This is a genomic window from Campylobacter coli, assembly GCF_009730395.1.
Lineage (GTDB): Bacteria > Campylobacterota > Campylobacteria > Campylobacterales > Campylobacteraceae > Campylobacter_D > Campylobacter_D coli.
Genome location: NZ_CP046317.1, coordinates 1,132,227 through 1,146,683, shown reverse-complemented (window position 1 = coordinate 1,146,683; position 14,457 = coordinate 1,132,227). Strand labels below are relative to the sequence as shown.

The following is a 14,457-nucleotide window of genomic DNA, read 5'->3' as shown; positions in this document are numbered from 1 at the left end:
CCTTGATTATTTTAAATCGCCCCATTTTTTGGCGATACTTGAGCTTGTTTTTAATTTTACCTTTAATTTTACTATATTTTCCATAATATCACTAGTTTTTTTCACAAAATTTTCACATAATTCATCTTTAACTTCAAAGATAAGTTCATCGTGAATTTGCAAGATAAGCCTTTTATCTTGATTTAAAATTTTAGCAATTTCTAGCATGGCAAATTTTATAATATCTGCAGCTGATCCTTGTAAAATCGAATTTATACTCTCTCTTTCATACATAGCCACTTGCATGGGTTTAGCATTTTCAAAGTCAAAATAGCGTTTACGTCCGCTTAAGGTGCTAATAAAACCATTAGCCTTGGCTTCATTTTTTACTTTTTCGAAATAACTTTTAATGCTAGTAAAATTTTCAAAATATTTTTCTATATAGGTTTTAGCTAAGTTGGCTTCAATTTTTAGATTTTTGCTTAAGGTTTTATAACCCATACCATAAATCAAGCCAAAATTAATACTTTTTGCTATACTTCTTGTTTCATAATTACTCTCGCCAAATATCATTATAGCGGTTCTTGCATGTATATCCTCATCGTTTTTAAAAGCATTTAAAAGTTTTTCATCTTCGCTAAAGTGCGCTAGCATTCTAAGTTCGATTTGAGAATAATCAAGGCTGATAAAACTAAATCCCTCTTTGGCTATAAAGCAGGATTTATAATCTTTTGCATATTGTCCATGCGCGGGGATATTTTGTAAATTGGGATCTTTAGATGAAAGACGGCCTGTAGCAGTACCTGTTTGTAAAAAGCTCGAATAAATTCTTGAATTTTCATCTTTTAAAGCAAGTTTTAACAAGGGCTCGCAATAAGTCGAATAAAGCTTGGCCAGTTCTCTATAATCTAAAATTTTAGAAATAACAGGATGTTTATCGAGAAGTTCATTTAAGACTTTTTCATCGGTAGAATACCCTGTCTTACCTTTTTTTCCACTTGGAAGCTTGAGTTTTTCAAAAAGTATATCGCCTACTTGTTTTGGGGAATTAAGATTGAATCTATCTTCACATAAAGCATAGATTTCTTCGCTTAAAATTTTAATTTCAGATTCAAATTTTTTCATGAGAATTTCAAGAGCATGCGTATCGAGTTTTATGCCATTTTCTTCCATCATCATAATAATTTTAATAAAATCAAATTCATAATTTTTAGCAAGATCAAGCAAATGAGGTTCAAGATTTTTTAAAAAATAAAGATAAAATCTTAAAGTGATATAAGCATCTTCAGCTGCATACTTGCAAGCTTTTTCAAGCTCTACGCTTGCAAAATTTTCTCCTTTTTTTACAAGACTTTCAAAATGTAAGGTTTCATAATTAAAAAGTCTTAGAGCCAAATCATCCATATTGACTCTTAAGGAAGGGTTTTTAAGCCATGCTAAAATCATAGTATCAGCATATTTTTGCGGCAAAGAGAGTTTAAAATTATTTTCTATGATTTTAAAATCATATTTAAGATTATGCCCTATGATAAAATGTTTAAAAATAAGCTCTATAGCTTTTTTAGCGCTTTGTAATGATACTTGCTTACCCACACCTAAATAATTATGAGTAAGAGGTACATAAAAGGCTTCATTTTCACTCATACAAAAACTAAATCCTACAATTTTTGCTTCTTTGGTATCAATGCTTGTGGTTTCAGTATCAAAAGCTATGATACTTTCTTGTTCAAGAGAATTTAAAATTTCAAAGAGTTTGTCTTCATCTTGGATAAGAGTGGCTTTAAAGCCTAAATTTTTATCTTTATTATCGGGGTTTTGGCGAAGTTTTTTAAGTAAGACATTGAGTTCATAATGCTCTAAAATTTCAAGAATTTTTAAAAGAGGCTCATCTTGAGGAAAATCAGCTTTTTCTAACAAGTTGCTTACTTCTAAATCCTCATACAAAGAAGCAAGTTTTTTACTAAGAAAAGCATTTTCTTTACCTTCTAGAAGCAATTTACGACTTCTTTCATTGCGTACTAGAGTCAAATTTTCATAAATGCCTTCGATACTTCCAAACTCATCAAGCAATGTTTTAGCACCTTTTGCTCCTATGCCTTTAACTCCTGGGATATTATCCGAGCTATCTCCACATAAGGCTAAAAAATCTTTAATTTGATAAGGTTTGACACCGTATTTCTCAAAGCAAGCTTCTTCATCATAGTCATTTTTTGAAATAGGGCTATAAATACTTGTTTTACCATCTTTTATAAGCTGATAAAGATCTTTATCCTGTGTTATAATGCGTACAAAAATATCTTTATCTTTACAAGTTTTAACCACTGAAGCGATGATATCATCTGCCTCATAACCCTCGTAAGAGGCACTCATAAAGCCCATTTTTTCTATCATTTCTATACAAATTGGAATTTGTTCCAAAAGTTCGGGTGGGGGCGGGGTGCGATTTTTTTTATAATTTGGATCAATATCGCTACGAAATGTCTTGCCCTTAGAATCTAGTGCAAAAATAATATAATCGCTTTTATATTCGTTTTTAAGACTATAGATAAAATTAGCAAAACCGCTAATCATTCCACTAGCTTGTCCTTGAGAATTTTTAAATCCTTTGAGTGCATAATAAAGACGAAAAAAGAAGCCAAAAGTATCGATAATAGTTAAAGTTTTCATGGTTGTCTTTCTTAGTGGGTTTTAAATTATTATCCCAAAATTCACTTTAAAGATTGATGATTTTTATAAAGAATTAGCGATAAAAATTATAAAAATATAGCGGCTTAATTTGCCAAGACTTATGAAAAAACAAGCTTTGATGAAAGGGTATTTTGCAAAACCAAGGCCTAAAGCAAAGATATCTCCTATTAAGGGTAAAAAGGTTAAAAAAGCATAAAGACTTCCAAATTTAGTAAAATTTGCATTGAATTTATCAAGCTTTTTTAAAGATTTGGAAAAATATTTTTCTAAAATTTTTTCTTTGCCAAGATAGGCTAGAGCATAGGTGCTTAAGCTTCCTAGGGTATTGCCTAAAGTAGCTATAAATAAAACCAAATGAGCATTAAAATCAAGTTTTATAAAAGCTACAACAAAGGCTTCACTTGCAAGAGGCAAAAGCGTGCTTGAAAGAAAACATACGATAAAAAGCCCTAAGTAGCTAATATCATTATATAAAAAATCAAACATTAAAGCTCTTTTTACGCATTAAAATCAATAAAATAAAAAGATAAATAGGCAAAACAAAAGGCGTGGTAAAATCCATAAATTTAAATTTTGTTAAAATTGTACACAAGCAAGCACATACAAAAAAGATTTTAAAAAGGTGACTTTGAAAAAATTTATCTAAAAACAAAAGATAAATTAAACAAACACCAACATCAAGAAATGCCTTGTAATACCAAAAAATACTTTCTTTTTGCTCTATACCTTCAAGTAAATTAGCAATAGCACTTATTACCATAAGCACAAAACAAAAAAAGGAATAAGGTATAAATTTTTCTTTTCTGGAAATATAAAAGAAAAATAAATGCACAAAGAAAAATGATATTATTAATAAAAAAGCTAAAATAGAATGTAAAAAGCGTAAATTTTGCGTTAAATGATAAAGTTTTTGATCGGCTAAATTTAGCATTGCAAAGCTTTGTGGCAGTGTTTCATAAGCACTATAATCAATAATTAAATAATGATTAAAAATAAAAACCAAAGTACTCTGGCTTAGACTTATAAAAATGGTAAATAAAATACTAAATTTAAATATTTTCTTTTTCATTGGATATAAGCTTTAAGTTTGGGATAATTTGATATTTTGGTTTTTACTAAGCGCGAAAGCAAATAGTGCGTAATAAATGGTAAATAATAAGCCTGCAAAGAAAAAAATCATAAAATAAGCGATAATTAAAGCAAGAGAATGCTCGCTATAAATTAGAACAAACATAAGTATATAGATAATTATCAAAATCGCACTTTTGAAAATAAAACAAAGTTTAAAATAAATCTTATTTTCACATAAAGTTTTTAAAGTCTTAAAAAATATAAAAGTACAAAAAATGGCTATTGCAAGACATAAAAAAGAAAAGCCATATAGAAAAATACGTAATATCTTATCAACAACAGGACTAGCAATAAGATAATTCAAGCTTAATAAAGCGATAAATTGAGTAAATGCAGCTATAAAAAAACTGATCAATAAAACCTTACTTTGACTTACAAAATAAAGTTTTAAAATCATAATCAAATAAGAAATTAAAAAAATTGCATTAAAAACCATAGCTAAAATATTAGTGTTAGAATTAAATTTCAACAATTTTAAATCATAGGCAAAATCAAGAATAATGGGTAAAAACTGAAAACAAACACAAAGTAAAAAACTTATAAAAACTACCCACGCAAGCTTTTTGATACTTTTAAAATCATTTTGTCTTTGAATTTCAAACATTTGATGAAAGTTTAAATTTGACATTTTTTCCTTTAAAATTGAACTCAATACAGCTTTTTTAAAGTTTCATACCTATCAAAAGCATAAGCAAAAGTTAAAAAATGTAAAGCAAGAAAGAAAAATAAAAAGCTTAATTTCTCAAAAAATAAAAATGCTAAAAGCATACATAAAAACACAAAATAAAAGGACATTTTCACTTCTTTAAAAAGCGAAGCAAGAGTGAGTGAAAATAAAAAATAAAAAACGAAAAATAAAGCTAAAAGCCCTAAAAATAAAATTTTATTTTCCAAAAGAAAAAAAGATGAGCCAAGGCTTATAATGGCAAGCAAAAAATAAATTAAAATTTTCTTAGAAGAAAATAAAAAATAAATTCTTGCCACCATAAAAATAAAAGCAAGAACTATATAAATCCAAGAAAAAAAGCATAAAAATCTACCGCTGATACAAAGAAATTCACAATGTAAACTTCCCACATTTTCATAAGAAAAAAAGTAAAAAAAATTATATAAAGCACAAAAAAATATATAAATACTTAATCTTTTAATCTTAAAAAATGATATTTTTTGTTCCTGTGTCATTTTAACTCTTTGCGTTTTTAAGCTCTAAATCCAAATAATATCCTGTATAAGATTTTGTTTTCTTATGATCTTTTGCAACTTTTTCCACGCTTCCTGTACTAATGATTTTTCCACCCTTTACTCCGCCTTCTGGACCCATATCGATAATATAATCAGCATTTTTAATCACATCTAAATTATGCTCTATCACAAAAACAGAATTTTTAAGATCGACTAAGTGTTGTAAAACTAAAATGAGTTTATTGACATCTTCAAAATGTAGCCCTGTGGTCGGCTCATCAAGTATGTAAAGCGTTTTTCCTGTGTCACTGCGGCTTAATTCTTTTGCAAGTTTTATCCTTTGCGCTTCACCCCCACTTAAAGTCGTTGCATTTTGTCCTAGGGTAAGATAATCAAGTCCGACTTTTACTAAGGTATCAAGTTTTTGTTTGATTTTTGGCACAGCTGCAAAAAATTCACTTGCTTCTAAAACGCTCATATTTAAAATTTCACTGATATTTTTACCTTTGTATTTAATCTCTAGTGTGGCATCATTATAGCGTTTGCCATGGCAAGTATCGCAAACCACCATTACATCGGGCAAGAAGTGCATTTCTATTTTAATCTCTCCATCGCCACTGCATTTCTCACATCTTCCACCCTTAACATTAAAAGAAAAACGCCCCGCTTTATAGCCTCGCATTTTAGCTTCTTTGGTAGCAGCAAAAAGATTGCGAATTTCATCCATGGCACCTGTATAAGTAGCAGGATTTGATCGCGGGGTTCGTCCTATAGGACTTTGATCAAGATAAATAACCTTATCTAGTTTTTCAAGCCCTTCAATCTGCACCCCACCTAATTTCTTTACTTTTTTGGCGCGGTTTAATTCTTCTTGTGCAAAAGGCAGTAAGGTTTGAAGTATGAGAGAGCTTTTTCCAGATCCTGAAACACCTGTGATCGCGACTAAATTTTGCAAAGGAAAAGAAACGCTTAGATCTTTGATATTATTGATATTTACATTTTTAAGTTCTAGCCATTCTTTTTGTTCTCTGTTTTGAAGCTGTGAAATTTGCTTCTTGCCGTTCATATAAAGTGCGGTTTCACTTTTGCTTTTTAAAAGTTCTTTATAAGTTCCAGCAAATACCACTTCGCCTCCAAATTTTCCTGCTTTTGGGCCAATATCTACGATAAAATCAGCTTCTTCTATAGTCATTTTATCGTGCTCTACGACAATTAGAGTATTGCCTTTTTGTTGTAAATTTCTTAAGGTTTTAATGAGTTTTGCTGTATCTCTTTCATGAAGTCCGATACTAGGTTCATCTAAAACATACATCACCCCACTTAAACCACTGCCAATTTGTGAAGCGATGCGAATTCTTTGTGCCTCACCTCCGCTAATCGTCCTTGCATCGCGTCCTAAAGATAAATAGCCTAGTCCTACATCATATAAAAAGAAAAGTCTTTCGTTGATTTCTTTTAATATGGGTTCAGAGATAAGTCTTTCTTGCTCGCTTAAATAAGAGAAATTTTTCTTATTTGCAAAAAAGCTAGTGCTATCTTCTATACTCATATCTAAAATTTCGCCTAGTCCTTTAGAGGCTATTTTTACGGCTAAACTTTCAGGTTTTAAACGATGACCTGCACAATCTTTGCAAATTTTTTCACTCATGTATTCTGCTAAGTCTTTTTCATCTTTTAGCATTTCATAAGCCATTTTTACCACACCTTCAAAGGTGCGTTTGAGGCGATTTCTTTTCCAAAAAAAGTCAATGGTTTTTGCATTTCCGTATAGCACAAGGCGTTTTTGTTCTTCGCTAAGTTCAGCAAAAGGGAGTTTAATAGGAATTTCATTTTGCTCGCAAAAAGCAATTAAAAATTTATAATAATAGCTTTTGTTAAATCCATACATTATTTTTACCGCGCCATTTTCAAGACTTAGGCTTTCATCGATGATTTTTTTCATATCTAGGGTATAGCGAATTCCAAGTCCATCACAGGCTTCACAAGCCCCTTTTGGAGAGTTAAAAGAAAAACTTAAAGGCTCAAGAGGAACAAAGGAAATTTTACAAGCAAAGCAAGCGGAGTGTTCGCTAAAGTGATAGTGCTTATTAAGTCCTACTTCATCGGGATTTAAGACTTCTATCTCGATTTCTCCAAAGCTTTCTTCCAAACCTTTTTCTATATCGCTTGCAAGGCGAGAAAGTAGATCTTCTTGTATTTCGAGTCTATCAATGACGAGTTTTATCGTATGTTTTTTAGTTTTTGAAAGTTCTATATCTTCATCAAGTCTTACTAAAACCCCATCAATTTGCGCTCTTACATAGCCTTTATTGCGCAAATTTTCAAGTAAATCCGCATAAGTTCCTTTTTTTTCACGCACCAAAGGAGCGTAGATGATGATTTTAGCTCCTTTTGGAAATTTTAAAATTTCTCCTACTATATCACTTGCACTCATAGATGAGATTTTTTGTCCGCATTGATGGCAATGCTGAATGCCCACTCTTGCATATAAAAGTCTTAAATAATCATAAATTTCAGTGATGGTTCCGACTGTAGAACGCGGATTTTTAGAAGTGGTTTTTTGATCAATCGCAATAGCAGGGGTTAAACCTTCGATTTTATCCACATCGGGTTTGCCTACCTTGTCTAAAAATTGTCTTGCATAAGCACTCAAACTTTCTATATAACGGCGTTGACCTTCGGCATAGAGTGTGCCAAAAGCAAGGGTTGATTTTCCACTACCGCTTAATCCTGTAAAAACAATGAGTTTATTTTTTGGAATTTCAAGATGAATATTTTTAAGATTATTTTCCTTTGCGCCAATGATTTTTATCGTATCATTCATAAGTTTTTCCTAAGCATTAAATAAATTTAACATTTTAACATAAAAATATAAAAATTATGTTTTTAAATTTTTTAGCATTTTAATGGATTAAAATGCTAAAATTCCAAGTTTTCTAAGCAGAGAAAGAGTGGTTGCAAGTATGGATAAAGCATATACGCAAAGTAAAATTTTTCTATGAGCTGAAATATGCATTTTTTCTATGATTTTTATACCTATAAAAACACCTATCATAGAAGCAAAACCTACTAAAACACCTTTGTGGATAACTTCAGCGTCAATTACACCTGAATTTGCAAAAGAGATGATACCAGAGATTGAAGCAAAAATAACAAAAAATAAAGAAAGCGAAACCACTTTTTTGCTATCATAGCCTAAGAAATAAGCTAAAATTGGAGCGATTAAAAGCCCTCCGCCTATACCTAAAGAAATAGCAAAAATTCCCGTAAAAGCTCCCGCTATAAATAAAATTCCATTTTTAACCCATACGCTTTTATGGCTTTTTACAACACTTTCTTTGATGCCAAAGGCATATTTGATAAAAAATACACAACTTACTCCTAAAAATATAGCAGTAAGAGCTACATCGCTTAAGGCTTGTAATAAAATTCCACTAAAACTTGCCCCCAAAAGACCGCCCAGTCCTATAACAATACCATCTTTGAGATTTAAATTCTTTTTTTTATAATTAATATAAGAACCAAAAATGGCCGCAAAGATCATCTGTAATACAGAAATTCCAATAGCATGATGAGCACTTGCTCCTAAAGCAAACATTGAGGGCACGATAATCATTCCCCCACCTATGCCAAAAAGTCCTGAAGTAATACCTGAAAATATACCTATAAAGATATAAGGCAAATCTGTAAAATTCATACTTTTTCCTAAATTTATATCGTTTGTTGATTAAATAAGGAGTAATTTTATCTTATCAAGCTTATCTTAGTTTTAAAATTTTTTATAATGTTTTACAAGGCTTATTTTGACAAAATATTTTCCACAGAGTTACATGGATTTATTTTTTTGAAAATGAAATAAATATTAAAGGATAATTTTATGTTTTTTTCTCTAAAATTAATAAAAGTCATCATAGTTTAAAATGAGGCTTAATTTTTTGAAAGGTAGAAGATGAATAAAAACGATTTTTTAAATAATTCTTTAATTTTAGTATCAACACACACTCTTCGTTTTTGGCGCTTCTAAGCTTCTTTTTTAACTTCTCAATATTTTTTTATTTTATTTTTTATAAAGGTTGTATTATGCTTGAAATGAAAGCAAATTTATATTATAGGCAAATTTTAAAAGAATTTCCTTCTTCTTACTTTGCTGAAGATTCTACTAGGGTTATTATAGGTATTGATTGCGATTTTTATGATGCTAAGGATATCACTCTTAGCGAATTAAAGGCGAAATTTTATGAAAATGCTTCAAGGGAGCAAATTTGCAAATATTCTGGATTTTTTGGTGTTTTTAGTGCAAATTTTATTTCTTTGTTTGAGAATTTACCCTCAAATGAAAATAAAAATTATGATTTTCCAAATTTTTTATTTGCCAATGCTAAAGCTTATTTGGTTTATGAAAAAACTAGCAAAATGTTTTTTAAATACGGAGAAAATAAGTATTTTGATTTTTTAAAAGAAGATTTTGTTTTCGATAAAAAAGTTTGCGAATATAAAATCTTGCAGGATTTTCAAGAAGAAAAAAGAGATTTTATCCAAAGTGTGGAAAAAGCCAAGGAATATCTTTTAAGCGGAGATATTTTTCAAGTGGTTTTAAGCAAGCAGCTTTGCATAGAGCATAATTTTGATAGTTTTGAATTTTATGAAACTTTAAGTGAGTTAAATCCTAGTGCTTATATGTTTTATTTTCCGACTCAATATGGGGTTGTGTTAGGTTCTTCTCCAGAGTTTTTACTGAAAATAAAAAACAAAGAAATTTTTTTAGCTCCTATAGCAGGTACTCGAAATTTGGATGAAAATTCAGATATTTTAAAATTAGAAAAAGATCTTTTAAGCGATGAAAAAGAATTGAGTGAGCATAAAATGCTTGTTGATTTAGCTAGAAATGATGCATCTAAATTCGGTACAAATACGCGAGTTGAAAATCTTTTTAGTATAACAAGAAATAAATTTGTCATGCATATAGTCAGTGAAGTTTATGCGACGATGGATAAGCAAGCCAATATTTTTGATATTATAGGAGCGGTTTTTCCAGCAGGAACTTTAAGTGGTGCCCCAAAGATTAGAGCTTTAGAAATTATCAATGAGCTTGAAAATTTAGACAGAGGAGTTTATGGAGGCGCTGTTGGGTTTTTAAATTTTAATGAAGATGTGGTTTTAGCTATTATCATAAGATCGGCTTTTTTTAAAGAAAATAAAGCTTTTATAGCAAGTGGAGCGGGTATAGTTTTACAAAGTGATCCACAAAAAGAATATGAAGAAATTTGCGCTAAGCGTAAAGCTTTATTAGTAAGTTTTGAAAAAATGGCTAAAAGGAGTTAAGATGATACTTTTAATTGATAATTATGATTCTTTTGTTTTCAATATCAAATCCATGCTCGAAAATGTATACAAGGGTGAAATTTTAGTTGTTCGAAACGATAAAATCACTCTTGATGAAATCAAAGCTTTAAATCCAAACTATATCATTTTAAGTCCTGGTCCAAAACACCCAAAAGATAGTGGAGTGTGTCTTGAAATTTTTAAATCACGACTCAACATCCCTACGCTTGGAATTTGCTTAGGACATCAAGCTTTGGGTTTTAGTTTTAAGGCCGAAATTGCTAAATTGCAAAACCCTATGCATGCAAAAAATTCCTTAATTAAAATTTATAATAAAGATACAATTTTTAAAGATTTTGAAGATGAGGTAAGTGTGATGCGTTATCACTCTTTAGAAGTTAAAAATTTGCCCGATGATTTTGAAATTTTGGCTTTGAGTGATGATAATGTTATCATGGCTATAAAACATAAAACTTTACCTTATTTTGGCGTGCAGTTTCATCCTGAAAGTTATTTTAGCGAATACGGAATCAAAATTTTTGCTAATTTTTTAAATCAAGAAAAAGCAGTTCAGGATAAAAAACATACTCTTGGATTTTATTTGCAAAAAATGAGTGAAAATCATTATTTAGAAAGTGAAGATTTTTCAGAAATTTGCAAGATTATTATGAGCAGGGATTATGAGCCTTTACAAGCGGCTGCTTTACTTGTTTTAATCAGTGAAAAATCCCTCAATCAAAAATCATTAAGCAGTCTTGTGCGTGAAATTTTGCGTTATTCTAAAACCTTTAGTGATGAAAGCGATATGATAGATATATGTGGTACTGGAGGAGATAATTTTAAAAGTATCAATGTTTCAACAGCAAGTGCTTTTATTTTAGCAGCTTTGGGGGTAAAAGTAGCAAAACATGGAAACAGAGCGATTTCTAGTTCAAGTGGAAGCACCGATGTTTTAGATGCTTTAGATGTAAAAATTCCTGATAATTTAGAATGTGCTTTAAATGATTTGCAAAATAAAAATTTAGCCTTTTTTCATGCCCCGTATTTTCATCCTTTAGTAGGTGAGCTAAGAGAGCTTAGGGCAAAGCTTGGCATAAGAACTGTATTTAATGTTTTAGGACCTTTACTTCATCCTAATTTAAAGCTTAAATATCAAATGATGGGAAATTATCATGCACCTGTGCATAAGCTTTTGGCTGAAGTTTTAAGATCACTAGGACGAAAAAGAGCTTTGGTGGTGCGTGGCAATGATGGCATGGATGAGATCAGTATTTGCGATGAAACAAAGATTTTTGAAGTAAGAGAGGGTGAAATTTATGAATACGGCGTTACACCCGAACAATTTGGTTTTAAGCGAGCTTTTCATAGTGAGATTATGGGTGGCAATGCTTATGAAAATGCTAAGGATTTAAAAGATATCTTAAGTGGAAAAATACAAGGGGCTAAATTTGATATCGTGGTTTTAAATTCTATGTTCGCACTTTATACAGCCAACAAAGTTTCAACACCTTTAAAAGCAAAAGATATTATTTTAGAGGCTATATATTCTGGCAAGGTGATGGAGTATTTTAGGAGTCTAAATGACAAAGCTTAAAATTTGTGGCATTAAGGATGAAAATAATGCCAAGGAAATCGCTGAATTAAATGTCGATTTCATGGGGCTTATTTTTGCAAAAAGCCCTAGACAGCTTAGTTTAGAACAAGCAATGAATTTAAGCGATATCATCCATGCGGGATTTAAAAAGAGTGTAGGAGTTTTTGTCGATGAAAATTTGGAATTTATTTTAAAAGCAATCAAACAAGCAAAGCTTGATGGAGTGCAAATTCATAGAAAAATCAGTGAATTTGAGTTTAAAACCTTAAAAGAAAGTGGAGTTTTTGTTTGGCAGGTTTTAAGTGTAGGGGATCGTTTGGAATTGGAAGAAAATATTTATGCGGATTTAATTTTATTTGATACTAAGGGAAAATTTCATGGAGGCAATGGGGAAAGTTTTAACTGGGATCTTTTGAAAGACTTTAAAAAAGATTTTGCCTTAGCAGGAGGCATAGGAACTCATAATATCAATGAAGCTTTAAGTTTAAAACCAAAAATCATAGACTTAAATTCAAAGATAGAAAAGGAAAATCATTTAAAAGATGTGGAAAAAATCAAGTATATTTTAAAGGAGATGAGAAAATGAAAAAGGCGTATTATGGTGAATTTGGTGGGCAGTTTTTGCCTGAGAGTGCGATGTTTGCTTTAAATGAGCTTGAAGATGCTTTTTTAAAATTTGCACAAGATAAAGCCTTTAAAAAAGAGCTTCAAGGCCTTTTAGCTACTTATGTAGGACGCCCCACTCCGCTTTATTTTGCTCGAAATTTAAGTAAAAAATACGGACATGAAATTTATCTTAAGCGTGAAGATTTAAACCATACAGGAGCACATAAAATCAACAATGCTATAGCTCAAGCACTTTTAGCAAAAAAAATGGGTAAGAAAAAAATCATTGCCGAAACAGGGGCAGGGCAGCATGGATTAGCAACTGCTACTGCTGCAGCACTTTTAGGACTTGAGTGTGAAATTTACATGGGAGCGACTGATGTGCAACGACAAGCTTTAAATGTTTATAAAATGGAGCTTTTAGGAGCTAAGGTTAATGCTATACAAAGTGGACTTAAAACCTTAAAAGAAGCTACAACTGCTGCTATCCAAGCTTGGGTGGGGGATATTAAAAATCTTTTTTATGTAGTTGGAAGTGCTGTAGGGCCTTATCCTTATCCTAAAATGGTTACACATTTTCAAAGTGTTATAGGAAAAGAATGCAAAAGTCAACTTAAAAAATTAGGTAAAAAAGTAGATTATATCATCGCTGCAGTAGGAGGTGGAAGTAATGCGGGTGGAATTTTTTACGAATTTATCAAAGATGAGAGTGTAAATCTTATTGGAATTGAAGCAGGGGGATTGGGTGTTGACACCCTTTATCATGCAGCAACTTTAACCAAGGGAAAAACAGGTATTATCCATGGTATGAAAACGAAGGTTTTGCAAGATGAATTAGGAAACATCTTACCTGTGCATAGTGTTTCTGCAGGACTTGATTATCCAGGAATTGGTCCTTTGCATGCTTTTTTATCTCAAAGCGGTAGGGCAAAATATTATGCCATTACCGATGAAGAATGCATGATGGCTTTAAAAATGCTTTGTAAGGAAGAGGGGATTATCCCTGCTATTGAGAGTTCTCATGCTTTGGCATTTTTGGAAAAACTTTGTCCTAAGTTAAACAAAAAGAGCGTGATAGTGGTTAATTTATCAGGTAGAGGCGATAAAGATATGCAAACGATTAGAGAATATAAAAAAGGAACAATTTATGGTTGATTTTACAAAATTTTACAAGGATAAGGCAAATGTAGCTTATATGGTTTTAGGCTATCCAAATTTAAAAATTAGTGAAGAGTTTTTAAAGCGTTTGGATGAAAGTTCGATCGATGTTTTGGAATTAGGAATCGCATATAGTGATCCTATTGCTGATGGTGAGATCATCGCCAATGCTGCAAAAATTGCCTTAGAACAAGGCGCAGACATTCATAAAATATTTGAGCTTTTAGCCAAAATAAAAACAAAAAAAGCCCTTGTTTTTATGGTGTATTATAATTTAATTTTTTCCTACGGCTTAGAAAATTTTGTTAAAAAAGCCAAGGCTTTGGGAATTTCTGCTTTGATAGTTCCTGAGCTAAGTTATGAAGAAAGTAAGCCTTTGTATAAAGAATGTCAAAAGTATGACATAGCTTTGATTACTCTTGTAAGCATTACAACTCCTAAAGAGCGTGTTAAAGAACTTGTAAAAAATGCTAAGGGTTTTATTTATTTACTTGCTAGTGTAGGCATAACAGGAGGACAAAGTGCGGATAATAAACTTTTGCAAGAAAAAATACAAGAAATCCGATCTTTCACACAACTGCCTATTTATGTTGGTTTTGGGGTAAAAAATAACACAGATGTAAGAAATATGCGTAAACTAGCCGATGGAGTGATAGTAGGAACGAATATAGTAAAGCTTTTTGCAAGCAATGATGTAAATCAAATTTTAAAAGGTGTAGAAGAAATTTTTGAAAAATAATTTTTTAAAACATATTTTTATTTTATATTTACTATAATTTTTAATTAAGTTTTTTATA

General features: G+C 30.9%; 12 protein-coding genes. 5 read left to right on the top strand and 7 right to left on the bottom strand.

What is annotated here, in order from left to right; translation table 11 throughout:
• Positions 1–6 precede the first annotated feature (6 nt).
• From polA to FOC43_RS05740, 7 genes are all read right to left on the bottom strand, one after another.
• Complete coding sequence (gene polA / locus FOC43_RS05770) at positions 7–2,646, bottom strand: DNA polymerase I (RefSeq protein ID WP_002780668.1); 2,640 nt, start codon at positions 2,644–2,646, stop codon at positions 7–9.
• Between the two features lie 63 nt (positions 2,647–2,709).
• Positions 2,710–3,153, bottom strand: a complete 444-nt coding sequence (locus tag FOC43_RS05765) for a YqaA family protein (protein ID WP_002778224.1) — start codon at positions 3,151–3,153, stop codon at positions 2,710–2,712.
• Positions 3,146–3,736 carry a hypothetical protein gene (locus FOC43_RS05760; RefSeq protein ID WP_002778225.1) on the bottom strand — a complete coding sequence of 197 codons (591 nt, stop codon included), beginning with the start codon at positions 3,734–3,736 and terminating at the stop codon, positions 3,146–3,148. The genes FOC43_RS05765 and FOC43_RS05760 overlap by 8 nt, the downstream gene beginning before the upstream one ends.
• Positions 3,737–3,748: 12 nt before the next feature.
• Positions 3,749–4,426: a hypothetical protein gene (locus FOC43_RS05755; protein WP_002778226.1), complete on the bottom strand. Its 678-nt coding sequence runs from the start codon at positions 4,424–4,426 to the stop codon at positions 3,749–3,751.
• Positions 4,427–4,446: 20 nt separating this feature from the next.
• Positions 4,447–4,980 carry a hypothetical protein gene (locus FOC43_RS05750; RefSeq protein WP_002778227.1) on the bottom strand — a complete coding sequence of 178 codons (534 nt, stop codon included), beginning with the start codon at positions 4,978–4,980 and terminating at the stop codon, positions 4,447–4,449.
• Between the two features lies 1 nt (position 4,981).
• On the bottom strand, positions 4,982–7,804 hold the full coding sequence (gene uvrA / locus FOC43_RS05745; RefSeq protein WP_002778228.1) for an excinuclease ABC subunit UvrA: 2,823 nt from the start codon (positions 7,802–7,804) through the stop codon (positions 4,982–4,984).
• Positions 7,805–7,891: 87 nt separating this feature from the next.
• Positions 7,892–8,677 (bottom strand): sulfite exporter TauE/SafE family protein, encoded by a 786-nt coding sequence (locus tag FOC43_RS05740; protein WP_002778230.1) that lies wholly within the window; start codon positions 8,675–8,677, stop codon positions 7,892–7,894.
• 383 nt (positions 8,678–9,060) lie between these two features.
• On the opposite strand from FOC43_RS05740, the gene FOC43_RS05735 reads away from it, so the two are divergent.
• The 5 genes from FOC43_RS05735 to trpA are packed head-to-tail and all read left to right on the top strand — an operon-like array spanning position 9,061 to position 14,399.
• Positions 9,061–10,302 carry an anthranilate synthase component I family protein gene (locus tag FOC43_RS05735; protein WP_002778232.1) on the top strand — a complete coding sequence of 414 codons (1,242 nt, stop codon included), beginning with the start codon at positions 9,061–9,063 and terminating at the stop codon, positions 10,300–10,302.
• Between the two features lies 1 nt (position 10,303).
• The gene (trpD, locus tag FOC43_RS05730; protein WP_002778234.1) at positions 10,304–11,896 is read left to right on the top strand and encodes an anthranilate phosphoribosyltransferase; all 1,593 of its coding nucleotides are present in this window, start codon (positions 10,304–10,306) and stop codon (positions 11,894–11,896) included.
• Positions 11,883–12,482, top strand: coding sequence for a phosphoribosylanthranilate isomerase (locus FOC43_RS05725; RefSeq protein WP_002778236.1), 600 nt, complete (start codon positions 11,883–11,885; stop codon positions 12,480–12,482). The genes trpD and FOC43_RS05725 overlap by 14 nt, the downstream gene beginning before the upstream one ends.
• Positions 12,479–13,657, top strand: a complete 1,179-nt coding sequence (gene trpB, locus FOC43_RS05720; RefSeq protein ID WP_002778237.1) for a tryptophan synthase subunit beta — start codon at positions 12,479–12,481, stop codon at positions 13,655–13,657. The genes FOC43_RS05725 and trpB overlap by 4 nt, the downstream gene beginning before the upstream one ends.
• Positions 13,650–14,399 (top strand): tryptophan synthase subunit alpha, encoded by a 750-nt coding sequence (gene trpA, locus FOC43_RS05715; protein WP_002778239.1) that lies wholly within the window; start codon positions 13,650–13,652, stop codon positions 14,397–14,399. Before trpB ends, trpA begins: the two co-directional genes overlap by 8 nt.
• Positions 14,400–14,457: the final 58 nt, after the last annotated feature.

Coding starts and splice junctions, on each gene's coding strand:
- uvrA (WP_002778228.1), bottom strand. CDS start 7,804: ATGAATGATACGATAAAAATCATTGGCGCAAAGGAAAATAATCTTAAA.
- FOC43_RS05755 (WP_002778226.1), bottom strand. CDS start 4,426: ATGTCAAATTTAAACTTTCATCAAATGTTTGAAATTCAAAGACAAAAT.
- trpA (WP_002778239.1), top strand. CDS start 13,650: ATGGTTGATTTTACAAAATTTTACAAGGATAAGGCAAATGTAGCTTAT.
- polA (WP_002780668.1), bottom strand. CDS start 2,646: ATGAAAACTTTAACTATTATCGATACTTTTGGCTTCTTTTTTCGTCTT.
- FOC43_RS05735 (WP_002778232.1), top strand. CDS start 9,061: ATGCTTGAAATGAAAGCAAATTTATATTATAGGCAAATTTTAAAAGAA.
- trpD (WP_002778234.1), top strand. CDS start 10,304: ATGATACTTTTAATTGATAATTATGATTCTTTTGTTTTCAATATCAAA.
- FOC43_RS05750 (WP_002778227.1), bottom strand. CDS start 4,980: ATGACACAGGAACAAAAAATATCATTTTTTAAGATTAAAAGATTAAGT.
- FOC43_RS05725 (WP_002778236.1), top strand. CDS start 11,883: ATGACAAAGCTTAAAATTTGTGGCATTAAGGATGAAAATAATGCCAAG.
- trpB (WP_002778237.1), top strand. CDS start 12,479: ATGAAAAAGGCGTATTATGGTGAATTTGGTGGGCAGTTTTTGCCTGAG.
- FOC43_RS05760 (WP_002778225.1), bottom strand. CDS start 3,736: ATGAAAAAGAAAATATTTAAATTTAGTATTTTATTTACCATTTTTATA.
- FOC43_RS05740 (WP_002778230.1), bottom strand. CDS start 8,677: ATGAATTTTACAGATTTGCCTTATATCTTTATAGGTATATTTTCAGGT.
- FOC43_RS05765 (WP_002778224.1), bottom strand. CDS start 3,153: ATGTTTGATTTTTTATATAATGATATTAGCTACTTAGGGCTTTTTATC.